This is a genomic window from Fibrobacter sp. UBA7003, from assembly GCA_002449765.1.
In the GTDB taxonomy this organism is placed as follows: Bacteria; Fibrobacterota; Fibrobacteria; order Fibrobacterales; family Fibrobacteraceae; genus Fibrobacter.
The window spans coordinates 56,113-81,266 of record DJXN01000004.1 but is presented as its reverse complement, the minus strand read 5'-3'; the positions used below and the strand labels follow the sequence as shown (position 1 = coordinate 81,266).

At 53.5% G+C, this 25,154-nt stretch carries 17 protein-coding genes; 9 read left to right on the top strand and 8 right to left on the bottom strand.

The window, feature by feature from the left end; all coding sequences use genetic code 11:
- Positions 1-8: 8 nt before the first annotated feature.
- Entirely contained in the window at positions 9-1,148 is a 1,140-nt protein-coding gene (locus B2952_RS02885; RefSeq protein ID WP_290733874.1) for a fibrobacter succinogenes major paralogous domain-containing protein, read from the top strand.
- Positions 1,149-1,340: 192 nt separating this feature from the next.
- Here the strand turns inward: B2952_RS02885 and B2952_RS02880 are convergent, their stop codons facing one another.
- Complete coding sequence (locus B2952_RS02880) at positions 1,341-2,300, bottom strand: Rpn family recombination-promoting nuclease/putative transposase (protein ID WP_290733876.1); 960 nt, start codon at positions 2,298-2,300, stop codon at positions 1,341-1,343.
- A gap of 234 nt (positions 2,301-2,534) precedes the next feature.
- Here B2952_RS02880 and lysS point away from each other — a divergent pair, with 234 nt between their 5' ends.
- The 6 genes from lysS to B2952_RS02850 are packed head-to-tail and all read left to right on the top strand — an operon-like array spanning position 2,535 to position 9,636.
- Complete coding sequence (gene lysS, locus B2952_RS02875; RefSeq protein ID WP_290733878.1) at positions 2,535-4,043, top strand: lysine--tRNA ligase; 1,509 nt, start codon at positions 2,535-2,537, stop codon at positions 4,041-4,043.
- A gap of 57 nt (positions 4,044-4,100) precedes the next feature.
- Positions 4,101-4,460: a four helix bundle protein gene (locus tag B2952_RS02870; RefSeq protein WP_290733880.1), complete on the top strand. Its 360-nt coding sequence runs from the start codon at positions 4,101-4,103 to the stop codon at positions 4,458-4,460.
- 35 nt (positions 4,461-4,495) lie between these two features.
- Positions 4,496-5,740 (top strand): FtsX-like permease family protein, encoded by a 1,245-nt coding sequence (locus B2952_RS02865; RefSeq protein WP_290733882.1) that lies wholly within the window; start codon positions 4,496-4,498, stop codon positions 5,738-5,740.
- Positions 5,733-6,413, top strand: coding sequence for an ABC transporter ATP-binding protein (locus tag B2952_RS02860; RefSeq protein WP_173381453.1), 681 nt, complete (start codon positions 5,733-5,735; stop codon positions 6,411-6,413). The genes B2952_RS02865 and B2952_RS02860 overlap by 8 nt, the downstream gene beginning before the upstream one ends.
- Before the next feature lie 10 nt (positions 6,414-6,423).
- A complete protein-coding gene (locus B2952_RS02855) occupies positions 6,424-8,934 on the top strand; it encodes an ATP-dependent Clp protease ATP-binding subunit (RefSeq protein WP_290733884.1) in 2,511 nt (836 codons plus the stop codon).
- A 54-nt stretch (positions 8,935-8,988) separates the two neighbouring features.
- The gene (locus tag B2952_RS02850) at positions 8,989-9,636 is read left to right on the top strand and encodes an adenylate kinase family protein (RefSeq protein WP_173381455.1); all 648 of its coding nucleotides are present in this window, start codon (positions 8,989-8,991) and stop codon (positions 9,634-9,636) included.
- A 131-nt stretch (positions 9,637-9,767) separates the two neighbouring features.
- On the opposite strand, the gene B2952_RS02845 is transcribed toward B2952_RS02850, so the two are convergent.
- A complete protein-coding gene (locus B2952_RS02845; protein ID WP_290723672.1) occupies positions 9,768-10,619 on the bottom strand; it encodes a hypothetical protein in 852 nt (283 codons plus the stop codon).
- Between the two features lie 101 nt (positions 10,620-10,720).
- Between B2952_RS02845 and B2952_RS02840 the strand changes: the two genes are divergently transcribed.
- Positions 10,721-11,353, top strand: coding sequence for a PH domain-containing protein (locus tag B2952_RS02840; RefSeq protein WP_173381457.1), 633 nt, complete (start codon positions 10,721-10,723; stop codon positions 11,351-11,353).
- Between the two features lie 30 nt (positions 11,354-11,383).
- Here the strand turns inward: B2952_RS02840 and B2952_RS02835 are convergent, their stop codons facing one another.
- The 6 genes from B2952_RS02835 to B2952_RS02810 form a co-directional block, all read right to left on the bottom strand.
- Positions 11,384-11,824 carry a L,D-transpeptidase family protein gene (locus B2952_RS02835; RefSeq protein ID WP_290733887.1) on the bottom strand — a complete coding sequence of 147 codons (441 nt, stop codon included), beginning with the start codon at positions 11,822-11,824 and terminating at the stop codon, positions 11,384-11,386.
- A 719-nt stretch (positions 11,825-12,543) separates the two neighbouring features.
- The gene (locus tag B2952_RS02830) at positions 12,544-13,146 is read right to left on the bottom strand and encodes a 3-isopropylmalate dehydratase small subunit (protein WP_290733889.1); all 603 of its coding nucleotides are present in this window, start codon (positions 13,144-13,146) and stop codon (positions 12,544-12,546) included.
- 19 nt (positions 13,147-13,165) lie between these two features.
- Positions 13,166-14,575: a 3-isopropylmalate dehydratase large subunit gene (gene leuC / locus B2952_RS02825; protein WP_290733891.1), complete on the bottom strand. Its 1,410-nt coding sequence runs from the start codon at positions 14,573-14,575 to the stop codon at positions 13,166-13,168.
- A 94-nt stretch (positions 14,576-14,669) separates the two neighbouring features.
- Complete coding sequence (locus B2952_RS02820) at positions 14,670-15,104, bottom strand: hypothetical protein (protein ID WP_173365586.1); 435 nt, start codon at positions 15,102-15,104, stop codon at positions 14,670-14,672.
- Between the two features lie 196 nt (positions 15,105-15,300).
- Positions 15,301-16,812 (bottom strand): M23 family metallopeptidase, encoded by a 1,512-nt coding sequence (locus B2952_RS02815; RefSeq protein ID WP_290733893.1) that lies wholly within the window; start codon positions 16,810-16,812, stop codon positions 15,301-15,303.
- Between the two features lie 6 nt (positions 16,813-16,818).
- A complete protein-coding gene (locus B2952_RS02810) occupies positions 16,819-17,229 on the bottom strand; it encodes a hypothetical protein (protein ID WP_173365588.1) in 411 nt (136 codons plus the stop codon).
- A 433-nt stretch (positions 17,230-17,662) separates the two neighbouring features.
- Here B2952_RS02810 and B2952_RS02805 point away from each other — a divergent pair, with 433 nt between their 5' ends.
- Positions 17,663-25,018: a tandem-95 repeat protein gene (locus B2952_RS02805; protein ID WP_290730676.1), complete on the top strand. Its 7,356-nt coding sequence runs from the start codon at positions 17,663-17,665 to the stop codon at positions 25,016-25,018.
- Positions 25,019-25,154 lie beyond the last annotated feature (136 nt).

The following is a 25,154-nucleotide window of genomic DNA, read 5'->3' as shown; positions in this document are numbered from 1 at the left end:
AATAAACGATGAAGATCGTTATGATAAAAGAAAAACAATCAAAATATTTTTCAAAAGTGTTGTTGGTAATGTTTGTTTCTCTGCTTGCGGAAATATCCTTTGCAGCGACTCATGTTGCTGTGTTGGAAACTGTGTCAGAAAAGGATGTTATAGGACGCTCGGAAAAAGTATTCCTTACGGACAAACTTAGAGATAGGGCTAAGGTAGTCTTACCTGCGTATATGGGCTATATCATTATGACTCGAGAAAACATCAATGCAATGCTTCCGCCAGGAAAAGTTCTTGAAGAATGTGAGGGAAGTTGTCTTGTTGAAACAGGAAAGAATATTGCCGCTGATTATGTGGCTCAGGCAAGAGTGGGCAAGTTTGGTAAGCAACTTACGCTTACAGTAGAACTATATGAAACGTCGATGAACAATTTGGTGGCAAGTTTTACCACCCGAAAAGACGATGCCGTAGGTTTGTTGGAAGATGTCGAGCATGAAGCGGATGATTTTTTTGGGAAAATTCTTCCAACATCATCGACCAAGAATGGAGGTGTTGGAATGGCGGAGAATAAATCTAGCCCAGATAATATAATGAAGAATACTTTGACGGATCCCCGTGATGGAAAAAAATACAGAACTGTGACGATTGGAAGTCAAGTTTGGATGGCTGAAAATATTAACTACAAGCCCAAAGATGGTTGGGTGCTTAGAAAAAGCTTTTGTTATGATGGGAATGAAGATAATTGTGAAAAGTATGGCCGCTATTATGTTTGGGATGTATTGGGGAAAGTATGCCCAACGGGATGGCGTCTACCAAGTAAGAACGATTTTGAAACATTACTCAGTGAGGTTGGCGAAATTACCTTGATTGGTAAAAAACTTAAATCCGCTGAAGGGTGGAATAATGGAAAAAATGGAGATGACTCCGTTGGTTTTTCTCTTTTTCCAACAGGTGCTCGTGATTATGTATTGTTAGAAGGCGAAAGATTTTTAAACTTTGGGTCTGCTGCATTTATTTGGAGTTCTAGCGAAAATAAAAATAGTATATGGGACAATAATCCCACCAAAGTATTTGCTTTTGCAATACGTTCCAATGATAAAGTCTCATTGGAATTGCTTGAAAAGAGATGGGCTTTCCCTGTCCGTTGCGTCAAGGACTAATCCTCTTGCTCCCTGTTTGAAAAGAATCTATAATTTTTAAAGCATCGGAAAACACGCGCCGACTGGTGATGCCGGACTGCAGGAAGGTTCCCGATGCATTTTTTTATAATTATTGAGCGGAAAAATTATTTTCCTGCTCAATATTTTTTGATGAATGTTGGTCAAGAGAATAAATTCTCTTGATTTTTTTTGCTATTGCGATTTTTTTGCATCAAGCCGGGCTTGCACTTCGGCAATCTTCTCGGCGGGCATCCCCATGTCTTTGAGGACACTGATGGTATCTGCGACACCCTTGTTGAAGAAGTGCTCACCGAAGGTTTCGTAACCCTTATTAGCGATGATTTCAGGTCTGTCCATCTTGATTGCCTCGCTTTTGTAGGGCCACTTCCAGAAAAAGTACGAAAGCGACTGCTTGATGAAATCCCGCCCTTCGGCAGTATTCTGCTTCTTGAGCAGGAATGCTGCCGCCTCGCGGAAAGAGATGGAGAATTTCTCCACATCCCAAATATACTTCATTGCCGTCAGGGCGACAAGGGTGATGGGAGAAACACCCTTCAAATCCACGTCGTCAATGGCATGGCCCACATCCAGATATTCCACCTTGAAGGGGTAGCCGATGTCGTGATAGAACTCGGGATAGTCCGGAAAGCGCTTCTCGGAAAGCGGATCCCAGCCATCTTCACCATTATAGACGATAAAGGCCATCACGGGAACGTCTTTCTTGCGTTCGAGGAAAAGGTGGTGATAGTATTCAGAGATCTGCGTTATGACCAAGGAATCCTTATTAGACTTATGCTCGGCAATGATGCCCACGTAGAGGCCCGCCACGCCACCGTCCTTGATATTCGCTTCGAATACGAGGTCTGCGGAGCCTGTGTGCTTTGCGGTGGAATGGTTCTCACGCGCCCCGCGGAGGCTTCCGAGGTCGATGGTGTCGAGGAAAGCCTTGAGCGTGGGGTTGTGGTACGAGAACAGTGTCAGGAGTTCTGCCATCCGCTTGGGTTCTGCAAAAGCGAAACGGAAGTAGCGGTCATGAATGAAACCGCTCTCGTCGTCCTTCACGGAGTCTACGATGGTGTTGAATTCGTACGCGATGTCGCGGATAACCGAGTCGACAATCTGTTCATTATCTGTGTTGTTTTTTTTAGACATGAAGATGTCCTTTCCGTCGACATGTGCCGACGGGGGTAGGCGACACTGCGGAATTGCAGTGCCTCTATCCTTAAAACGGATTAGACCCCCAAAATGAGCCAAAATGGTGCTGAAAAAGATTTTTACAAAGGCGAAACAATTCGTGTTTTGATCATGTATTATATGAAAGAAACCGTAAATTTCTATCTTTACCACGTTCAAAATTTCACGTGATTGTATCACAGGATACCGATTATGGCAATGCAAGACATGAATGACCAGGTGCAAGCTCGTTTGGCGAAGCTTGCGAAGTTCAAGGAAATGGGCATCGAGGCCTATCCGCACAAGTTCAACCGCACGCACGATTCCAAGATGCTCAAGGAAAACAAGGAAGCCCTGATGGCATCGGGCGAGGAAGTCGCCTTCGCTGGCCGTGTGGTCCGCTTCAACCGCAAGGGAAAGATGTGCTTCATGCACCTGAAGGACCGCTATGGCCGCCTCCAGGTGGTTTGCGCCCGCGACGAGGTGGGCGAGGAGAACTACGAAGTCGTCAAGATGACCGACCTCGGTGACTTTATCGGCGTGAACGGCTTCATGTTCGAGACGCAGACGGGCGAGTACTCCGTGCACGTGAAGAAGGTGACGATGCTCAGTAAGGCCGTGCGCCCGCTCCCTGTCGCCAAAGAGAAGGTCGACGAGAACGGCAACAAGGTCGTGTTCAACGAGTTTGCCGACGTGGATACCCGCTACCGCCAGCGTTACATCGACATGGCGCTGAACGACGACGTGAAGGACGTGTTCATCAAGCGCTTCAAGATTCTGCAGGCTATCCGCGAATACCTCATTGAAAAGGGATTCATCGAAGTCGAGACCCCGACGCTCCAGCCGATTTACGGTGGCGCGAACGCCCGCCCGTTCACCACACACCACAACGCTTGCGACATGACGCTCTACCTGCGCGTGGCCCCGGAACTCTACCTGAAGCGCTGCATCGTGGGCGGCATGGAAAAGGTCTTCGAGTTCTCCAAGAACTTCCGTAACGAAGGCATGGACCGCACGCACAGCCCGGAATTCACCGGCCTCGAGTTCTACGAAGCATACGCCGACTACAACGACATGATGGTGCACTTCGAGAACATCTACGAACGCGCCTGCATTGCGGCGAACGGCACCACCAAGATTGACTACCAGGGCAAGGAAATCGACTTCAAGGCACCGTGGCCCCGCTACAGCATGATTGAGGCCATCGAGAAGTTCGGCGGCCTGAAGGTGAACGAGATGAGCGACGACGAAATCAAGGCCAAGATGGAAGAACTCGGCGGACACCTGGACGGTGAATTCAGCCGCGGCCGCGGTATCCTCGAACTGTTCGAGCTCACCGTGGAAGACAAGCTCATCCAGCCGACGTTCATCAAAGACATGCCGACTGAGAGCACCCCGCTCTGCAAGAAGCACCGTACCATCGAAGGACTCATCGAACAGTTCGAGCCGTACGCTAACGGATGGGAACTGGGCAACGCCTATACCGAACTTAACGACCCCATCCGTCAGCGTGAGCTCCTGGAAGACCAGGTGCGCCGCGGCCGCGGTGGCGAAGGCGAAACGCACCCGATGGACGAAAACTTCATGCACGCTATCGAAAGTGGCCTGCCTCCTACGGGCGGCGTTGGTTTCGGCATCGACCGCATGGTCATGCTGCTTACGAACCAGCAGACCATCCGCGACGTTCAACTCTTCCCGCTCATGAAGCCGGAGACCTGCTAGTTAAGACGAAAGAACGGCTCTACGAGCCTATAGACGAAAGACGATAGACTTTTTAAGATGGCTATGTTTGCGTATAGAAAGCTAAAAGTTTACCAGAAGTCCCTCTTATGGGTTATGGATGTCTATAGGTTATGTAGTTCTTTTCCTAATGAAGAAAAATTCGCTCTTGTAAGTCAAGTCCGTCGTGCGGCAGTGTCTGTAACGTCGAATATAGCTGAAGGAATGAGCCGTTCTTCGAGTAAAGAGGTTCTTCATTTTTTGGAAATAAGTTTTGGATCTTTGATGGAAGTGCAGAGCCAAATGGAAATTGCTCAACTGTTAAACTATATTACTAAGGAACAAATGGACGATTTAGATGAAAAGACTATAGAGATTGCCAAAATGCTGAGTGGATTGAAAGCCGCTAAAAAGTCATAATCTTTCGTCTTTCGTCTTTCGTCTTTCGTCTAAGAATGAATAAACTTGAACTTTTAATAGCCTGGCGTTACCTGGGGGCTCAGCGCAAGAGCCTCTTCGTCTCGCTTATCGGCATCTTCAGTATGCTCGGTGTCTCTATCGGCGTGTTCGCGCTGGTGGTCGCGCTTGCTGCGGTCAACGGCTTCGAGGAAGAGGTCACCGCCCAGATGATAGGGAAGGACGCCCACCTCGAAATCATGTCGTACAACGGCGAACCCATCGCGAGCTACGACAGCCTTACCCGCGAGGCAAAGAACCGCGATTCGAACATCGTGGCCTCGTCGCCGTTCATCATCTACAAGGTGGGCATCAGCTCAAAGAAGGTGAACGACGGTATCGTTATCTACGGCATTGACGCCGAGAGCGCGAAGGGCGTGACCGACATCTACAAGTACATCAAGTGGGGCGAGTATTCCGTCGATAGCCTCGAAGACTTGACGGGCAAGGTCCGTCCGGGGATCATTCTCGGTTCGGGACTTGCGAACCGCCTGCGCGTGGTCGTGGGCGACAAGCTTGTGCTCCAGCTGTTCCAGAGCCCGGACGAGGCGCTCGGCTCGGGCCCCAAGATGATGATGTGCGTGGTGAGCGGCATCTTCGAGACGGGCACCTACGAGTACGACGGCAACCTGGCCTACATCGGGCTCAGGGAAATGCAGAAACTGCTCGGCATGGGCGACGCCGTGATGGGAATCCAGTTCCGCATCAAGGATCACTGGAAGGCGGGCGAGGCGGCCTACGACATGAGCCAGTGGCTTACCTACCCGTACTACTCGATGGACTGGAAGGCGAAGAACATCACGCTCCTCAAGTGGATGAACTACGAGAAGTTCATCGTGGCGGCGGTCATCTGCCTCATCATCCTCGTGGCGGCGTTCAACATCATCAGTTCCCTCATCATGGTTGTCATCGACAAGACGAAGGAAATCGGCATCCTCCGCAGCATGGGCTTCAGCAAGGCGGGCATCATGCGCGTGTTCATGCTCATGGGCAGCTTCATTGGCGTGGGCGGCACCATCGTGGGTGGTACCATCGGGCTTGTGCTCTGCAAGTTGCAGGAGGCCTACCACTTCATCACGCTCCCGGGTGATGTCTACGTGATTCCGTACTTCCCGATTTCTGTGCACCTGATTGACGTGGTCCTTATTTTCGTGATTGGCATTGCGCTATGCGTGCTCGCGACTTTGCTCCCGGCATGGAAGGCGAGCAGGCTTGACCCTGTAGGAGCGATTAGGCATGAGTAGTTTATTGCAGACAGTCGACCTCAGGCGCGTATTCTCCGAGACGGGCGAACAGCTCGAGATTTTGAAGGGCGTGAACTTCTCGATGGAAGAGGGCGAGCTCGTGGCGCTCACGGGTTCCTCCGGCTCGGGCAAGTCTACGTTCCTGAACCTCGTGGGCATGCTCGACACGCCGACCTCGGGCGAAATTCTTTTCAAGGGCAAGCCGCTCAGCAAGTTCAACAGCGAAGAGCGCGACGCGTACCACCGTTTCAAGGTGGGGTTCGTGTTCCAGTTCCACCACTTGCTCAGCGAGTTTACCGCCATCGAGAACGTGTGCGTCCCGGGCCGCATTGCGGGCAAGTCCGAAAAGGAATGCCGCGAACGTGGCGAGATGCTGTTGGAAACGGTGGGCCTCAAGGACCGCCTCAGGCATTTGCCGCGCGAACTCAGTGGCGGCGAGCGCCAGCGTATTGCGATTGCGCGTGCGCTGATGAATCACCCGGACCTGGTGCTGGCCGACGAACCGAGCGGCAACCTGGACGAGGCGAACTCCGCGAAGCTGAACGAACTCTTTGGCGAGCTCAACGAGAAGTTCAACCAGGCCTTCTTGATTGTGACGCACGACGAGAAGTTGGCGAGTTTTGCGAAGCGCCGCGTGGTAATGCATAACGGATTGATTCAGGATATCGGATAGGAGATTTGGTATGGCTGATAATAACGGAATTTTCTCTGCGAAGGCGAAGGCCGTGCTCCAGGCCGCCCGCATGGCGGCGCGTAACCTCGGGAGCGACTGCGTTTCGACCGAACACCTTTTGCTCGGTCTCGTACGCGAGGATTCGGGCTTTGCTGTCGAGACCCTCAAGGCGCTCCGGATTAACCTCGTGGACCTGAGCGAAGATATCCAGCGTTCGCTCTCCTCGAACGGCGGGCTCATGACCATCGGCGGAAACCCGCGCGACGGCCTGTTGCAGTTTACGGTCCGCGCGAAGGCGGTGCTTTTCAATGCCGCAAAGATTGCGAAGGAAGAGGGCGACCAGTACATCGGCCCCGAACACCTGATGCTCGCGATTCTCCAGCAGGTAGATTCCTCTGCGGTGGGCATTTTGTCTTCGTACAACATAACGTACGAGAATTTCCAGCAGACGCTCGACCAGCTCAAGCATAATGGCGACGGCAACGCCCCGCAGGATATCCCCGAAGAGGGGCCTCGCCAGCAGCAGGGCGGGCGCGAGATGCGCGGCGGTTCCAAGTCCAAGACCCCGATTCTCGACCACTTCGGGCGCGACCTCACCGCGATGGCGCGTGCGGGCAAGCTCGACCCGATTATCGGGCGCGAATCCGAAATCGAGCGGCTCATCCAGATTCTCTGCCGCCGCAAGAAGAACAACCCGGCGCTCATTGGCGAACCCGGCGTGGGCAAGACCGCGATTATCGAGGGCCTAGCGCAGAAGATTGTGCAGAAGAAGATTCCCGACCTGCTCGTGAACAAGCGCGTCGTGACGCTCGACGTGGCGGCGATGGTTGCGGGTACAAAGTACCGCGGCCAGTTCGAGGAACGCATGAAGGGCCTCATCATGGAACTCCAGCGCGTGAGCAACTCCGTGATTCTTTTCATCGACGAACTCCACACCATCGTGGGTGCAGGCGGTGCGGAAGGCAGCCTCGATGCGAGCAATATTTTCAAACCCGCGCTTGCGCGTGGCGAACTGCAGTGCATCGGTGCGACGACGATTGACGAATACCGCAAGTACATCGAGAAGGATGCGGCCCTGGAACGCCGCTTCCAGACGATTCTTGTGAACCCGCCCAACTCGGAAGATTCCATCCAGATTCTTGAGGGTCTGCGCCCGAAGTACGAGCAGCACCACAAGGTGCACTACACGCCCGAGGCCATCCGTGCCGCGGTGACGCTTGCCGAACGCTACATCAGCGAGCGCTTCTTGCCGGATAAGGCAATCGACGTGCTCGACGAGACAGGCGCGCGCGTGAAGCTCAATTCCATCAAGGTCCCGCAGGACCTGCTCGACATGGAATCTGAACTTGCCGAAGTCCTTTCGAAGAAGGAAGAGGCAGTCGCAAACCAGGATTACGAGAATGCGGCCAAGTGCCGTGCCCGCGAGGAGGAACTCCAGAGTTCCATCGCGGAACGCAGGAAGCAGCTGCAGGAAGAAGGGCAGGAGACCCCTGTCGTGGACGAGAGCGACATCCGCGACTGCATCAGCAAGATGACGGGCATTCCCGTGAGCCGCCTCGGCGGCGAAGAGACGCAGAAACTCCTGCACCTCGGCGAAGAAATCAAGCAGCGCATTATCGGGCAGGACGCCGCAGTCGATGCGATTGTCAAGTCCATCCGCCGTACGCGAGCGGGCATCCGCAGCAGCAAGCGCCCGATGGGCAGTTTCCTCTTCCTCGGGCCTACCGGCGTGGGCAAGACGGAACTTGCGAAGGTGCTGAGCCTCTCGCTGTTCGGGAGCGAGGAATCCATGATCCGCATCGACATGAGCGAATACATGGAAAAGCACAGCGTCTCGCGCCTTATCGGTGCTCCTCCGGGATACGTGGGCTTCGAGGAAGGCGGCGGACAGCTTACCGAGAAGGTGCGCAAGAAGCCTTATTCCGTGGTGCTCCTCGACGAAATCGAGAAGGCGCATCCGGACATCTACAATATCCTGCTCCAGATTCTTGACGACGGAATCCTTACCGACAGTTACGGCCGCAAGATCAACTTCAAGAACACCATCATCATCATGACGAGTAACGCGGGTGCGCGCGAAGTGCGCCACAGCGGCGGCATGGGGTTCACCAAGGAAGGGGAGACCGACGACTACGAGCGCATGGAAAACGCCATCCGCGAAGAGGTCAAGCGCGTGTTCTCTCCGGAATTCCTGAACCGCATCGACGAGCAGATTGTGTTCCGTGCCTTGAGCAAGAAGGACCTCGTTTCCGTCGTGGACATCCAGATGGGGTTCCTCCAGAAGAACATCTCCGATCGCGGAATCCTGCTGGAAATCAGCCAGGAGGCGAAGGAATTTATCGTGAACAACAATTACGATTCCACCCTGGGCGCGCGACCCATCCGCCGTTCCATCCAGAACCTCGTGGAAGACGCGATTGCCGAAGGGCTCCTGCTTGGTACCCTCACGGACTTCTCCACGATAAGCATCGGCGTCGAAAACGGCAAGCTCAGTTTCAAGTGCGAGAAAATCCAGTCGTAAAAATGCTATCTTTGTCCGCGAAAAATTTCAACAATCAAACCCAAGAGGTTAACAATGGCTAAAATTCCTGCAGTTCTTATCTTCGGCGCACCGGGTTCCGGCAAGGGTACCGTCGGCGCGAAGCTCGCTGCTACCACTTCCCTCAAGCACATTTCCACGGGCGACATCTTCCGTGGCATTGCTCCTTCCAGCGAATCCGGCAAGCTCCTCGCTTCTTACTCCAGCAAGGGCCTCTTGGTTCCGGACGAAGCCACTGTCGAAATTTTCGGCCGCTTCATCGAAGGCCTCATCAACACGAACAAGGTGAACCCGGATAAGGATACCCTCCTCCTCGACGGTATTCCCCGCACGGTTGCCCAGGTCAAGCTCATCGAATCCGTCGTCGACGTGAAGCACATCTTCGTGCTCGACATCAAGGACGAGAAGACCATCGTGGCCCGCCTCCTGAACCGCGCCAAGATTGAAGGCCGTAAGGACGACGCCGACGAAGCCGTTATCAAGAACCGCCTCAAGGTGTACAAGGAATCCACCGCCAAGGTGCTCGGCAAGTACAGCAAGTCCATCATCAGCCGCATCAACGGCGACAATACCCCGGACGAAGTGTTCTGCGACACCCTCGCTGCCTACGTGAAGTTCTGCAAGTCCGCTTGCAAAGCTTGCAAGAAGGCCCCGGCCAAGAAGTCCGCCAAGAAAGCCAAGTAAGGCGAGCGTCGCGACGGCAAATTTATTTGCCGGCATGACCGAGCCGATTGGCTAGCGCTACGAAGTAGCGCCACGCCAAGTAATTCTTCCCAGAGTTGAACTTTCGCCCCGCTTCGAGCGGGGCTTTTCTTTTAGGGGAAAGATTGTAGAATCGTGTATGCGAACGTGATTTTGTAGCCGTAATCGTTCAGTTTCCTGATGATATGGCTCATGCTTGCCACAGGGGCTTCTCTGTTGACGACAAACAGGATTTGGTTCTTGTCCTTCTTGTTCTGGAGGGATTCGCGCGACTTGATTTCGTTGATAAATTTCCAGAATTCCTCTTCGCTCGCGATATTGTACATCCTTTTTCCGCCAAGGAAACCGAGTTCGTTCAGGCTCACGATGAAGGGGCTTGTCTTGTCGTAGAGATTCACGATCACGCTGATCATCATAAAATCTTCGGCGCATTCGGCTTCCAGTTTCTTTTCATTGAGCCGTTTTGCAAGAATCTCCTCGTCCGTCAGGCCCTTTTCCCCAATCACCATGTGGGAAACCTTGATGACGTTGTCCTTGGTGGCATTCCTGCATGTCTGAACGTCGGAATCCCAGGCCGGGTTGATTGCCTGGATAGGGGAGGCGAAGTCCTTGTCGATGACGTACAGAACCTTGCCGACAAGCGGTTCGAAGTTCAAGGTCGTCAGCACCTTGCCGAAAGCGTTGAAGGTGCAGTTCCCGGCAACGTGAACATGGACTTCCTTTTCGTCCAGCGGTCTTGATTTGTCTTTCTTGAACTGGCTGAAAAAATCGAGAATGGGTTGGACTTTCCAGTCCCCGCTTTGGAGAAAATCCTTCACGGAATCTCCGACCTTCTTGCCGTTGATAAAGTATTCCCTCGAGTTCACGTCGATGACGACGACGTTCTCCGATGGTGTCATGAAAGCCCTGTCTTCGCCGCAACCGGCTAAAAAGAACAAAAGGGCTAGTAGAATGATTCGTTTCATTCGTCCTCCTAACGAATTTTCCCCGAATATAGATTTATTTTTTATAAAGTGCGTTAAATTGTTTATATTAGTAGGGGAAATAGTTCTTTACGAGGTGGTGCATGGACAACGAGCTGACGCTTTTGATTGGGGAAGGCGAAAAGATTCTCTACGCCGGCAAGCCGGACAAAAGGTGCTTTATCTTCGAATGCATCTTCAATCCGCTGCTCCCGTTTGCGATTGTCTGGGGACTTTTTGACATGTTCTTTATCGGGGCAGCATTCTCTTCGGACAAGGCGGACGAGGCGGCCTTCTTTATCATCCCGTTCATGGCACTGCACATGATGCCGGTCTGGCTCTACCTTGGCGGGGCTCTGCTCTCGTTTCGGCGGTACCGCAATACGGCCTACATCGTTACGGACAAGGGAATCTACGCGTCCGGTGGTATCATCGCCAGGACATACAAGTCAAAGCCGTTTGCGGAACTTTCGCACGTGGACCTGCACCGCGGCATTTTCGACCAGTGGTTCGGCGTGGGCGACATCATCACGACCTCCGCGCAGGCAAATCCCGCAACGCTGAATGGCCGGAGGACTTCTACCAACGCGGGTATTTCCATCGACAGCATCGCCGATTACGCAGAAGTGTACAAGCTCGTGAAAAAGCTGCAAGAGGACATCTACACCGACGTGATGTACCCCAATGACCTCCGCCCCAAGGAAAATCACGGGTATAAATCAAGGTATAAGGGGTAGGGGAAAGGCTCCGCCCTAAAATCCGGCATTCTAAGGCTTGATGGTTATCGGAGTTCCGTCCTTGACTGCGTCGTAAATTTCTTCGATTTCGTCGTTGGTGACCGCGATGCAGCCGGCGGTCCAGTCTTTCCACTTGTGCCAGAATTTAAAGAGGAATGCGGGAACCTTGTTCGGGAAGCCGTGAATCATGATGTCGCCGCCGGGCTCGTAGTTGCCTTCTTTTGCGGCCTTAATCTGTTCCGCATTAGGGTACGAAATCCGGAGCGATAAATGAAAGACACTTTTGGGGTTGTGAAGTACGATGGTGTAGTCGCCTTCGGGCGTCTTGTTGTCACCGGATTTGACTTTCGCTCCCACAGGATTCTTGCCCAAAGAAATCTTGTACGTCTTGACAATGTTCTCGCCGCTTCGCAAGTGCATTTGGCGTTTCGCCTTTTCTACGAGAATGTTGTCGATGGGTGAGGGGAGCATGAGTTGAAATGTAGTGATAAAGGTCTTTCTTTATTGGATTGGATTTGATTTATTCTAATTTGTTCGGCAACGATTTGTTTTTAAAAGGCCAGTCGAAAAGTAGGTCTTGCAGGTTTTTTGACTTTTTCCATCGCCTAAATGATTTTATGCATAAAAGAGTAAATGCTCCAATTGTAAACCAACTTAATAAAACGCTTATAGAAAGTATTTTGGTATCAATGTCGGGTTTTGCGATGCTGATTATACAATGAAAGAATAGCGCTATTTGGAATATAATAATACTCCAAAAAAGAGAGTCTTCTTCAGGCTTGCCTATTCCACGAAAACTAAAGGGCTTTGTTATTATAAGTGGATTGTCTTTTATTGATTTTGATTTCAGAATTGCAAACGTAAGCCAAGAAAAGGGAACGATGCTGATCAGCAGAAAAATTACCACCCTTTTATCGCCCATGTATATTAAATCGACAATAATCGTTTCAATGAAGACAATTATGCTGGCCACTGTAAACAAAAAACTTTTTTTTATATCGCTAGTCATCAAAAATGCCTTGTGAATTATGGGTAATTATAAAAAGAATATAAAAAAAAACGCCCAGGCTTTTAAACTGGACGCTTTTTTTCTTTAGACGAAAGAACGCTTCGCTTTAGACGATAGACGAAAGATCTTTGAGAAAAATCTATCGTCTTTCGTCTACAGGCGCTCTGCGCCGTTCTTTCGTCTACTTAAGGAACTGCATGTACGGCAGCTTGCTGGCAAGTTCCTGCACCTTGTCGGCGTTGGCCATGAGGGCGGAACGTGCGTGCCAGGAACCGTCGAGGAACTGGCCGCGGGGGCCATCGGCAAGTATCAGCTCGATGGTTTCGTCACCCATCTTGAGCGTACGGCTTTCGGTGCTGGTGACGAGTTCTTCGCTCGGGTGTGCTTCGATCCAGGCGAGGATCTTGTCGGCCACTTCGTGGCTCACCTTGTAGCAAGGAACGCCAATGGCCACGCAGTTACCGAAGAAGATTTCGGAGTAGCTTTCGGCGATGATGGCGCGGATGCCCCAGCGCTTGAGAGCCTGCGGGGCGTGTTCGCGGCTGGAACCGCAACCGAAGTTCTGGTTCGAGACGAGGATGGAGCCGTTCTTGTAGGCCGGATCGCGGAAGGGGTGGACCTTGCCCTGAGCGGCGAGGCCTGCGATATCGTCGGCAAAGGCGTTGTCGCCGAGGCCTTCGAACGTGACGCACTTGAGGAAGCGTGCCGGGATGATACGGTCTGTATCGATGTCGTTGCCGCGTACAGGAACGCCGGAACCTTTAACAATGTCGATAGAATTCATTTTTTAAATCTCCTTAGCGTTACTTGATGTACTTGCGGACGTCGGTAATCTTGCCTTCGATGGCGGCTGCAGCCACCATGGCGGGGCTCATGAGGATGGTGCGGCCCGTCGGGCTGCCCTGGCGACCCTTGAAGTTACGGTTGCTGGAGCTTGCGCTGACCTGGCGACCCTTGAGCTTATCCGGGTTCATGGCGAGGCAGAGCGAGCAGCCTGCTTCGCGCCATTCGGCACCGGCTTCCTTAAAGATCTTGTCGAGACCGAGCTGTTCGGCTTCCACCTTGATCTTCATGGAACCCGGAACGACCCACATCTTCACAGTCGGGGCGACCTTGTGGCCCTTGATGATTTCGGCGGCGGCCTGCAAGTCGGAGAGGCGGCCGTTGGTGCAGCTACCCACGAAAGCGATGTCGATCGGGCGGCCAATCATCTTGGAACCTTCTTCCCAGCCCATGTATTCGTAGGCTTCGGAGATGACCTTCTTTTCGCTGCCTTCGAATTCGTCGATCTTCGGCATGTTGCCGTTGAGCGGGATGGCCTGAGCCGGAGTGATACCCCAGGTGACCATCGGTTCGAGGTTGTCGCAGTTGATTTCGACTTCGTCGTCAAACTGGGCGTCGGCGTCGGTAGCGACGGACTTCCAGTAAGCAACGGCTTCGTCCCACTTGTCAGCCTTCGGGGCATACGGACGGCCCTTGAGGTATTCAAAAGTCTTTTCGTCGGGGTTGCAGTAACCGACGCGGGCGCCACCTTCGATAGCCATGTTGCAGACCGTCATACGGCCTTCCATGCCCATTTCTTCGATGACCGGACCGGCAAATTCGTAAGCGTAGCCAACGCCTCCATTCACGCCGAGCTTTGCGATGTAGGCGAGGGCCACGTCCTTGGCGGTCACACCCGGCTTGAGCTTGCCGGTGAACTTGATGCGGCGAGTCTTCAAGGGGCTCATGGCGAGCGTCTGGGTGGCGAGAACGTCGGCCACCTGGCTGGTACCGATACCGAACGCGATAGCACCGAAGGCACCGTGCGTTGCCGTGTGGGAGTCACCGCAGGCAACGGTCATGCCCGGCTGGGTCACGCCTTCTTCGGGGCCCACGATATGGATAACGCCCTGTTCGGCGGTGGCGGGGCCAAAGAACTTGATGCCGTTGTTCTTGGTGTTGTTTTCAATGTGGGAGAACATCTCTTCGGAAATGCTGTCCTGGAGCGGGCGGTTACGTTCCGGGAAGGTGGTCGGAATGATGTGGTCCACCGTGGCGAAAGTGCGTTCCGGGAACAGAACCTTCTGGCCTTCTTCGCGGAGCTGCGCAAAAGCCTGCGGGCTCGTGACTTCGTGGCAGAGGTGGAGCCCGATAAAGAGCTGGCACTGGCCGCTCGGGAGCTTTGCTACCGTGTGGCTTTCAAAAATCTTCTGATAGAGTGATTTTCCCATGATTTTGTCTCTTTTGAGTTTGATTTATGCGGCCCAAATATAGAAAAACGGGGCCGCGCTGTCTTGCGCAACCCCGATTGACCCCGGATTTTACTTAGTTCGTCTCGAACTTGTAGGCCTCGCGGTAGTAGGCCATCATCTCACTAGTGCTGTTGAAGGCCCTGCGGGCGGCGTTGCCGACTTCACGATCCTTGCGGACGAGGTCCGAAATCCTCGTGTTCACGTCCTTGAAGAAGAGGTCGTTGCTCGCCATGTCCACGTGCCTCTGGGTGTAGTCGTGGTGGTAACGGCGTTCGAGCATCTGGAAGAGTTCCGTCTGGCAGGCATTGACGGGCGGTTCCCTCTTGGCGACCGGCAGGTAGCATGCCTGAATGTAGTCCTGCTTCATATCGACAATCATCTGGTCGATAGCGGGGATGTCATGACGCGAGTCGTGACTGGCGAGATCCGCCGAAGGTGTTTTGATTCCAGAGCAGCCGGCCAACAGTGCTGCAGAAAAAAGTAGGGAGGCCACATATCCAAACTTCATTTATAAATCTCCTTAAAGATTACCAATTCCCTTCTATCCCTAAACTGAAAACAAAGTTATTTAAATGCGGACGTCTTGGCGATGGTGAATTTGTAATTATTTACTTACTTGGCGGGCAAAAAAGAAAAATAAAAGATTGCCCGTGACGCTCGTCACGGGTTCGGTTGCTTGCTCGCGTGATTGCTGTCACAGGGGGCTATCTGCTGCTGGTTGGCTTGAACTTGTAGTACCAGGTAATCGGGTCTATTACTTTGTACGAAACGTTGCCGATGCGGCTTCCGCCCCTTTTGTCTACGAGCCCGGTTACGATATGCGCGTGCGGTCCCGTGGTGTGGCCCGTCATGCCTACAGTCGCGATGGGGTCGCCCTGCATGACTTCCTGCCCGTCGAGGTAAAGGAGCTGGTCGCAGTGCATGAACAGCATCACGTCCTTTTCGCGGACGAGACCGATAACGATTCCGCCCCGTTCATCCCTTTTGGTGAAGGCCTTTGCGGAGAAGGGGGCAAGGATGCGGGCGCCCTGGCGTCCGGCGACATCGATGCCGTTGTGCTTGCGGTTCTGGCTGGTTGCGCGTTCGTGATAGAATTCGGTGATGTAGGCGATGCTGTCCGAGAAAATCGATGTCCAGTATTTCCATGCCGCGCCGATGGAATCTGCCGAGGAATTGGCCTGGTCCGTGGGCCTTGTAAACTTGATGACGGTTCCCTGCGGCGGGACTCCCATGATATTCTTTTCCCATCCTCCGCCTTTGTAGCCGTTCTCCTGAATGGTTTCGTCCAGGTAGTCGCGAATCATCTTTTCGTTGGAAATGACTGCGTTGAATCGGCCCAGGGCGTAGCGTGCGATGCGCCACAGGTTCTCCTTGCCGTCGAAGGTGTATTCGAACGATGGTGCCATGGCAATCTTGTTCCTTTCGGGAATGCGGTCGCGCATGTTGGAGTGGCTTGCATCTACATTGGTGGGGTAGATAAAGGGGAGCAGGATGGCCGCGACGAGCAGCAGCGGGAAAAGGATGCAGAATAGCTTCGGGATGCCGTCCATCGGATTCTTGCGGAGGATTTCTCCCTTGAGAATCCAGGCGGTATTTTCGGCGAAGGCCTGCGGGTTTTCGCCGAAGGTAAGCTTTGCCGGCATATACTTGGAAAATCCACGCCGGACGGCCTTGAAGGTTCTGGGAAAGCGCTTCTTGTCGGGGGCTTTGTCGTTGAGCCAAAGAATGCATCCTTTCTGCAATGCGGGGCTGTCTTCGACGAGCGCGCTCGCGTCATCTGCATTTTCGCACCCGATTAAAATCAGCTTTGCGATATGGACCAGATTGGAGTCAATGTTTTCCGTGGACTTGCCAGAAAACAGGCCGACAACGTGCGGCGTGATGGCCTTGATTTGCTGAAGGTTGCGGTAGAACAGCCTGAAGCTTTCTTCCGAGTTTGGAGGGGCGCTGAAGCCGCCGAACACAAGGCCACTTGCGGCCTTTGCCTGCAAAGTCTGGAGTTCATCGTTTGTGAGGGCCCTCGTGTAGAGATCCGCAAGCGCGATACCCGTGTTCCCGTCGTTGCTTCTGCTGTAGTCAAACAGAACAAAAGATGCGCCAGCGTTCAGGGCCAGCGCATATTTTTCGAGGGCTTCGCGCGGTGCCGGATTTCCGGGGAATATCGCAAGCACCAACTCGCCCTGAGCGTACAGGTAGTCGAGAACCTCCCGCTGCATGGGGGCTTAGACCTTTGCGGAGCCTCTCGGGTACGAGAATCCGCTAGGCGGGGCGGCAACGAACTTGTCGACCTGCATGTAGAGTTCTTCGGGGCTTGCGGAGGGGTTGAAATAGATTTCCTGGTTCCTGTTCTGGCTTCTGCCCTTGAGCGGTTCGCCGCGGCGGCCGCGGGAAACGACACCGAGCGGGAGCACTTCGAGCATCGGGAGCAGGCCGAAGTAACGGAACAGGCTGAAGTTCTTCTGCCACGTGGCGCGTTCGGCGAGGATGGCGAAGGTTCCTTCCATGACGGACTTGGACTGCAGCAGGTCATCGCTCGTCATGGTCACCAGCTCGTGGTTGGTGGGGAAGTTGTTCACGAAGTTTACCAGGTCGCCCTTGAGGTAGTTGGCGTCGCAGAGGAATACGAATTTCATATTTAGTCCTAGCTTTTGTTTGTTGTTTGAGGCAAAGATAATTTTTTGCACTCGTGTTGTCATTGTTTCGTCAACTCGGAAAGTTAATTTTCGGAACTTTTTGTCCCGATTAAATGTAAAGTTTTTGTAAAAACGGGATGGGGAACTAAATAAAAACAGGATGCAGGACCGGATGAAGATTTACCTCACTATTCCAAGTTGGAAGAAGACCTCGTTTTTGAGGGCTAACTTGTTGAGTATCAACGAGTTATGTCGTTTTTTCGTTTTTTTTGTTAAAGCAAAATGCTTTTTTTTGCGAAAAAACGCGATTTTTGTAAAATAAATACATTATATTTGGAGCCGATATCACGCATGATATGGCAAGCGTGTTTTGTTTTTGTTTCGCGACAAAAGCGATGGATTGCTTGTGTAAGTGTATAAAGGGAGATATTGAATGATGAATAGAAAGAATTGGCCTGTAACAGCCCTTCTGGCATCGGCTGGAATTTTGGCTTCTGTTGTTATAGCGCAGGAATCGTCCGATTCCGCTCCGGCTGTGGAAAACAACGCTCCGTCTGTGAACGGGATTCCCGGCGAATCGATTAACGAAGGTGGCAAGTTCGCTCCGATCAAGCTTGACAGCTATGTGTCCGATGACATGGACAAGCCTGCGCAGATCAAGTGGTCCGTTTCGGGCAACAAGAGTATCAAGGTGACTATCTCGGCCGACCGCGTGGCGAACCTCCAGGTGCCGGACCAGTATTGGAACGGTTCCGAAGACATCACCTTCGAGGCGAAAGACACGAAGGGTGCGGTTGGTTCTGAGACGGTGAATTTCTCTGTCGAGTCCGTGAACAATCCGCCGGTGATGAAGGACATTCCCGAACAGACGATTGACGAAGGCAAGCAGTTCGCGAAGATTAAGCTCGACGATTTCGTGACCGACCCTGACCACCCGAAGGACCAGATTCTTTGGGAATTCGACATTCAACCGGCAGGTAAGGATCAAGCCGACGGCGACCTGAATGTGGAAATCGACCCGAAGCGCGTGGCGACCATCATTATCCCCGATACCAACTGGTATGGTGCTGCAAAGATTACGTTTACGGCGACTGACGGCGAGTATGCGAGCGATAAGAAGACGGCCCTTTTTACAGTGAAGCCCATCAACGACCCGCCGGTACTCCAGAAGATTCCTGACCAGACCATCGAAGAGAAGAACGAGTTCGAGTCCATCTCCCTGACCGATTTCGTGAGCGATGTCGATGACGACGTGTCGAAGATCAAGTGGACCATCGCGGGCAACAAGGACCTCAAGTTCGATATCGACAAGTACGGTACTGCGAACATCAAGATCCCGAACGAATTCTGGAACGGTTCCGAGACAGTGACCTTCACGGCGACCGACCCCGCTGGTGCGGCTGTTAGCACGAAGGCCACCTTCACGGTGAAGTCCATCAACGACCCGCCGGAATTCACGAAGGATGTGCCTGAACAGACAATCGAGGAAAAGCAGGAATTCAAGCCGGTTGAGCTTTCGCAGCTCGTGAAGGACCCCGACCACAAGATGGAACAGCTCAAGTGGGAAGTCTCCGGCAACAAGGACCTGAAGGTGAAGATCGCCGGCGGTGTTGCAACCATTAGTATTCCGAACAAGTTCTGGAACGGTTCCGAAACGCTCAAGTTCAAGGTCTGCGACCCGGCCAACGCTTGTGCCGAATCCGAGGCCAGCTTCACGGTGAACTCCGTGAACGACAAGCCCGAGTTTGCCAAGCAGATTCCGAACCAGACGATTGACGAGAAGAAGCAGTTTGCAAAGATCAAGCTCGATGAATTCGTGAAGGATGCCGACCACAAGAATTCCGAACTTTCCTGGGATGTCGACGTGAAGCACCAGGGCAAGGAACCGGAATCCGGCACGCTCAACGTGAATATCGACGAAAGCCGCGTGGCCTCCATCGAAATTCCGGACCAGTACTGGAACGGCTCTGCCGTCGCGACCTTCACCTGCACCGACCCGGAAGGTGCTTCCATCAAGCAGGCCGTTACCCTCACCGTCACTTCCATAAACGACAAGCCGGTGTTCACGAAGATTCCGGACCAGGAAGTCGAAGAGAAGACTGAACTCTCCTCCATCGTTCTTGACGAGTTCCTCTCTGACCCGGACCACGACATTTCGAAGCTGAAGGTCGAAGTTTCCGGCAACAAGGATATCAAGGTCAACATCAACGCGAAGACCCGCGAGGTCTCGTTCAAGACTCCGAGCGAACTCTGGAACGGTTCCGAAACGCTCACGTTCACGGCGACCGACCCGGATGGGGGAGTGGCGAAGACCACTATGAAACTCTCGGTAAAGTCCATCAACGACACTCCGGTCATGAAGGATATTCCTGAACAGACTATCAAGGAAAAGGGCCAGTTCAAGCCTGTTGAACTTGATAAGTATGTCGAGGACCTTGACCATGAAAAGGCAAAACTCAAGTGGTCTATCACCGGTAACCACGAACTCAAGGTTAGCGTCGATGCCAACCGCGTGATGAAGGTGACTCCGCCCTCTCCGCAGTGGAACGGTTCCGAGACGCTCACCATCAAGGTGACCGATCCGGAGGGTGCTACTGACGAACGTTCTGCTACATACACGGTCGAATCTGTGAACGACGTTCCTGAATTCGTGAAGCAGGTGCAGCCGCAGACCATCAAGGAAAAGGAACAGTTCCAGCCCATCAAGCTTGGCGAAATGGTTCGCGACCTCGATAACAAGAATTCCGATCTTACCTGGAATATCGAAGTGAAGCCTGCCGCTGGCTCCAAGAAGAAAGACGCCGGTCTTACGGTTGAAGTCGATGCCCAGATGGTTGCCAAGATTAGCATTCCGGACAAGTACTGGAACGGTGCCGAAGAAATCACGTTCACCGTGTCCGACCCTGAAGGCGCGAAGGCTTCCTCGAAGGCCGTGTTCACCGTGACCTCCGTGAACGACGTGCCGACCCTCAAGAAGATTCCGGACCAGATGATTGAAGAAAAGCAGCAGTTCAATTCCGTGAACCTTGCTGAACTTGCAAGCGACGCCGACCACGAATTCAAGGACCTTAAGTGGACGGTCACTGGCAACAAGCAGTTGAAGATTGATATCGACAAGAACGGAACGGCGACCATCAAGACTCCGGATGCCAAGTGGAACGGCTCCGAGAAGGTGACCTTCACCGTGACTGACCCGGAAGGCGCTTCTGCCAAGAGCGACGCCGTGTTCACCGTGAAGTCCATCAACGACGTGCCGGTGATGAAGGATATCCCGAGCCAGAAGATCAAGGAGAAGGAACAGTTCAAGACCATCGCCCTCGACGACTTCGTGAAGGACGAGGACCACGACAACTCCAAGCTCAAGTGGACGTTCTCCGGCAACAAGGACCTGAAGGTCCAGATGGACAGCAAGCGCGTGGTGACGGTCACCGCCCCGAACAAGTTCTGGCATGGCGAAGAAACAGTGAAGTTCACCGTTACCGACCCGGAAGGTGCTGCTGACAGCCGTAGCGTGAAGTTTACCGTGGAATCCGTGAATGACCTGCCGGTGTTCACGAAGCCCATCAAGGACCAGACCATTCCCGAAAAGCGCGAGTTTGCGATTATCAACCTCGCAGACATCGTGAACGACCCGGACCACAAGCCCGAACAACTCACCTGGAGCTTCGACGTGAAGGGCGCAAAGGGTGCTCCGAAGGGTTACACCCCGAAGCTCTCCGTGAAGGTCGAGAACCGCATGGCGCGCATCGTCATTCCGGACAAGAACTGGAACGGTGCCGAAGAGATTACGTTCAAGGTGGAAGACCCGGAAGGCGGCAAGGCAACTTGCACGGCCCTCTTTACCGTGACCTCCGTGAACGATGCCCCGACGATTGGCAAGATTGACGACCAGACCATCGAAGAAAAGCAGGAATTCGCTCCGATTGACCTCGCTTCCATCATCAAGGACCCGGACCATCCGTTCGAGAAGCTGAAGATTGAAGTGACTGGCAACAAGGAACTGAAGATTGATATCAGCAAGGATGGCAAGGCTACGATTAAGGCCCCGAACAAGATGTGGAACGGCACCGAGAAGGTGACGTTCGCCGTGACGGACCCGGAAGGCGCTACTGCCAAGACCCAGGTGGCCTTTACCGTGAAGTCCATCAACGATGTGCCGGTGATGAAGGATATCGCAAGCCAGACTATCAAGGAGAAGGGCCAGTTCAAGCCTATCGAACTTGACAACTTTGTGGAAGACCTCGACCACCCGAAGAACAAGCTCAAGTGGAAGATCGAAGGTGCGAAGGAACTCAAGGTGCAGATGGATGGCAGCCACAAGGTGACTGTCACGCAGCCGAATCCGTTCTGGCATGGCTCCGAGACGATTACGTTTACCGTTACCGACCCGGAAGGCGCCTCTGATTCTCGCAAGGTGACCTTTACCGTGGAATCCGTGAACGATGCTCCTGAATTCGTGCGCGAACTCAAGGACCAGTCCATCGACGAAAAGAAGCAGTTCCAGACGATCAAGCTTGGCGACCTCGTGAAGGATCCGGACCACAAGGCTTCTGAAATCAAGTGGAGCTTTGACGTGAAGCCCGCGAAGCTTGCCGGTGCCGAGCCCGCCAAGAAGGGCAAGAAGGGCGCGAAGGTCGCGAAGGAAGAAGAAAATGCGCCTGCAGGCGATATGCTGAAGGTGAAGATTGATGCCCAGCAGGTGGCCACCATCGAAATCCCGAACAAGTACTGGAACGGTGCGGCAAACATCACGTTCACCGCGACCGACCCGGAAGGCGCGAAGGTTTCGAAGACCGCCCGCTTCGAGGTGCGCTCCATAAACGACTCTCCGAAGATTTCGGACAAGGCCCCGCAGGGCGAAACCATCCGCGAGGGTGGCCGCTTCAAGACCATCGACCTTTCTAACCTTGCTCATGACCCGGACCACGCCGCATCCAAGCTCAAGTGGACTGTTTCCGGCAACAAGCAGCTGAAGGTCGACATGCGTAAGGATAACACGGTAATCGTTTCCGTGCCCGATCCGCAGTGGTCCGGCCGCGAAATGCTCACCTTCACGGTGACCGACCCGGAAGGTGCATCTGCCAACCACAAGATGACCTTCGAGGTGACCCGCGTGAACGACCCGCCGACGCTCGCGAAGAAGATTCCTGATCAGAAGATCAAGGAAAAGGAACAGTTCAAGCAGATCAAGCTCGACGAATACGTGAAGGACCCGGATAACAAGCCGAACGAACTCGTGTGGAAGGTTTCGGGCAACAAGCAGCTCAAGGCTGAAATTTCCCCGAGCCGCATCCTTACCGTCTCTGCTCCGGATAAGTACTTCTGGTGCGCTCCCGAGACGATGGTGCTTATTGTGAAGGACCCGGACGGCGCAGAAACGTCGCAGACGGTGACCTTCGAGATTACCTCCGTGAACGACTCTCCCGAAATGAAGGACATTCCGGACCAGAAAATCAAGGAGAAAGGCCAGTTCAAGGATATCGACCTGAACAAGTTCGTGCGTGACCCGGACCACAAGCCCGAACAGCTCACGTGGACTGCTACTGTTGCCAAGGCCGCTGCGGCTCCTGCTCCCAAGAAAGAGGAGAAGAAGTCCAAGAAGCCTGCAAAGAAGGGCAAGAAGGGCGGCAAGGATGAGAAGGAAGAAGAAGCGGCTCCGGCTCCGGTCCCTGCTGACGACTTCCAGGTCGAAATCGACAACAGGAACATTGCCCATATCAAGATTGCCGACAAGTACTGGCATGGTGAACGCAATGTCACCTTCACGGTCACTGACCCGGAAGGCGCGAAGGCCTCGAAGACTGCGAATTTCCTCGTGGAGTCCGTGAACGACGCCCCGGTGATCAAGCCGATTCCTATCCAGTCTATCCAGGAAAAGGAACACTTCAAGCCGATTGAGCTTTCCCAGTTCGTTTCCGATCCGGACCACCCGTTCGCAGCGCTCAAGTTCGAAATCGGCTCCACGCGTGCCCTGAAGGCCTCCGTGAACAGCAAGAAGGAACTTGTAGTCACGACTCCGGACAAGTTCTGGAGCGGTACCGAGAAGGTTAAGGTCGATGTGATTGACCCGGAAGGCGCGAAGGCATCCGTGCAGATTACCTTCGAGGTGACTCCGGTGAACGACCCGCCGACCATTAAGCGTATTGCCGGTCAGAAGATCAAGGAAAAGGAACGCTTCGAGCCTGTCGACCTCTCCAAGGCTGCCGAGGACCCGGATAACAAGCCGTCTGAACTCAAGTGGTCTGTTTCTGGCAACAAGCAGTTGAAGGTTGATATCAAGGGCAGCCGCGCGATGGTTGTGACCCCGAATCCGAACTGGTTCGGCAAGGAAACCATCACGTTCACTGTGAAGGATCCTTCCGGTGCTACGGCATCTTCGAACGCGACCTTCGAGGTGACCCCGGTGAATGACCCGCCGACGCTCAAACCGGTGCAGCCGTTCGTCATCGAAGAAAAGAGGCAGTTCCAGCCGTTCGACTTCAGTAAGGTGGTGAACGACCCGGATAACAAACTTGAGGAACTCAAGTGGACGCTCGACAACGACAAGCCGGGTGCAAAGGATGCCCCTGCCAAGAAGGGCAAGAAGCACAAGCATGCCGAACCTGAAGAGGCTCCTGTGAAGCATGAGCTCATCTTCAACATTAGCGACAAGGGCGTGCTGACCTGCGAAACTCCGAACAAGTTCTGGAACGGAACCGAAACCGTGACCGTGAACGTATTTGATCCGTCGGGCGAAAAGGCTTCCGTCAATGTTAAGTTTACGGTGAAGCCGGTTAACGATCCGCCGGTCGTGAAGGAAATTCCGGGCCAGGAAACGCTCGAAGGCAAGTCCTTCAAGCCGATTAAACTCGACCAGTATGTATCCGACCCCGATCACAAGGCTCACGAAATCAAGTGGAAGGTGACGGGAGCCAAGTTCCTCGATGTGATGATTTCCGGTGGCCGCGAGGCTGTCGTGAAGCCCAAGAAGCAGGATTGGTTTGGCGAAGAAACGCTTGTGTTCATGGCCCAGGATCCGGCCGGTGGCATGGACAAGACTGTCGTGAAGTTCGTGGTGAAGCATGTGAATGCAGTCCCCGTGATGCGCGACATTCCTGACTACACCATCAAGGAAGATGACCATGGCGGCGTAATCGCTGTCATCAAGCTTGACCAGTATGCTCGCGACAAGGACCACAGGAACGAAGAGCTCAAGTGGAGTTGGAGCGGCAACAAGTTCCTCGACGTGAAGCACGACAAGTACAAGAGGACGATTACGGTAGCCCAGCCGCATGAGAACTGGAACGGCAAGCCGGAACGCATCACCTTCACGGTGTCTGACCCGGATGGCGCGAAGGCTTCGAAGACGGCTACGTTCACGGTGACGGCCGTCAACGACCCGCCGGTGGCAAAGAGCCAGACCTACATGGTCCAGGAAGGCGAGACCCTCAAGGTTCCTGCTTCCGAAGGCCTCTTCGCAGGCGTCTCCGATGCCGATGGCGAAAAGCCCGTGTCTGCCCAGCTGGTGCAGCGTCCGCGTAACGGCAAGATCGACTTGAACGAACGCGACGGTAGCTTCACCTACACGCCGAACCGCGGATTCTCTGGCCTCGATGAATTCACCTTCAAGGTGAAGGATCCGGGTGGGGTCTACTCCAAGGTCGAAACTGCCGAAGTCAATGTCACCTTCAAGATGAAGGACCTGCGTGGCAATGCTCCGAAGCCGGCTCCGAAGGTCGAAGAGCCGAAGGAAGAGGAAAAGCCCGCCAAGGAAGACAAGAAGGGCAAGAAGAAAAAGAAGAAAAGATAGCCCTAGGCAGTAATGCAAAGTTTCAGAGCCCGCGCACTGCGCGGGCTTTTCTGTGTTTAGCGATTGCCTTGAATGAGGACGTGGGAGGTGAAATTTAGTTTTGGGAGGCTGGGGGCGGTTGTTTCACTTCGCTCAA

Bases quoted from the DNA above. Each gene is read 5' to 3' on its own strand.
- B2952_RS02840 (WP_173381457.1), top strand. From the start codon at position 10,721: ATGGACAACGAGCTGACGCTTTTGATTGGGGAAGGCGAAAAGATTCTC.
- B2952_RS02820 (WP_173365586.1), bottom strand. From the start codon at position 15,104: ATGAAGTTTGGATATGTGGCCTCCCTACTTTTTTCTGCAGCACTGTTG.
- B2952_RS02810 (WP_173365588.1), bottom strand. From the start codon at position 17,229: ATGAAATTCGTATTCCTCTGCGACGCCAACTACCTCAAGGGCGACCTG.
- leuC (WP_290733891.1), bottom strand. From the start codon at position 14,575: ATGGGAAAATCACTCTATCAGAAGATTTTTGAAAGCCACACGGTAGCA.
- B2952_RS02830 (WP_290733889.1), bottom strand. From the start codon at position 13,146: ATGAATTCTATCGACATTGTTAAAGGTTCCGGCGTTCCTGTACGCGGC.
- B2952_RS02880 (WP_290733876.1), bottom strand. From the start codon at position 2,300: ATGTCTAAAAAAAACAACACAGATAATGAACAGATTGTCGACTCGGTT.
- B2952_RS02855 (WP_290733884.1), top strand. From the start codon at position 6,424: ATGGCTGATAATAACGGAATTTTCTCTGCGAAGGCGAAGGCCGTGCTC.
- B2952_RS02850 (WP_173381455.1), top strand. From the start codon at position 8,989: ATGGCTAAAATTCCTGCAGTTCTTATCTTCGGCGCACCGGGTTCCGGC.
- B2952_RS02835 (WP_290733887.1), bottom strand. From the start codon at position 11,824: ATGCTCCCCTCACCCATCGACAACATTCTCGTAGAAAAGGCGAAACGC.
- lysS (WP_290733878.1), top strand. From the start codon at position 2,535: ATGGCAATGCAAGACATGAATGACCAGGTGCAAGCTCGTTTGGCGAAG.
- B2952_RS02805 (WP_290730676.1), top strand. From the start codon at position 17,663: ATGATGAATAGAAAGAATTGGCCTGTAACAGCCCTTCTGGCATCGGCT.
- B2952_RS02865 (WP_290733882.1), top strand. From the start codon at position 4,496: ATGAATAAACTTGAACTTTTAATAGCCTGGCGTTACCTGGGGGCTCAG.
- B2952_RS02870 (WP_290733880.1), top strand. From the start codon at position 4,101: ATGGCTATGTTTGCGTATAGAAAGCTAAAAGTTTACCAGAAGTCCCTC.
- B2952_RS02860 (WP_173381453.1), top strand. From the start codon at position 5,733: ATGAGTAGTTTATTGCAGACAGTCGACCTCAGGCGCGTATTCTCCGAG.
- B2952_RS02845 (WP_290723672.1), bottom strand. From the start codon at position 10,619: ATGAAACGAATCATTCTACTAGCCCTTTTGTTCTTTTTAGCCGGTTGC.
- B2952_RS02885 (WP_290733874.1), top strand. From the start codon at position 9: ATGAAGATCGTTATGATAAAAGAAAAACAATCAAAATATTTTTCAAAA.
- B2952_RS02815 (WP_290733893.1), bottom strand. From the start codon at position 16,812: ATGCAGCGGGAGGTTCTCGACTACCTGTACGCTCAGGGCGAGTTGGTG.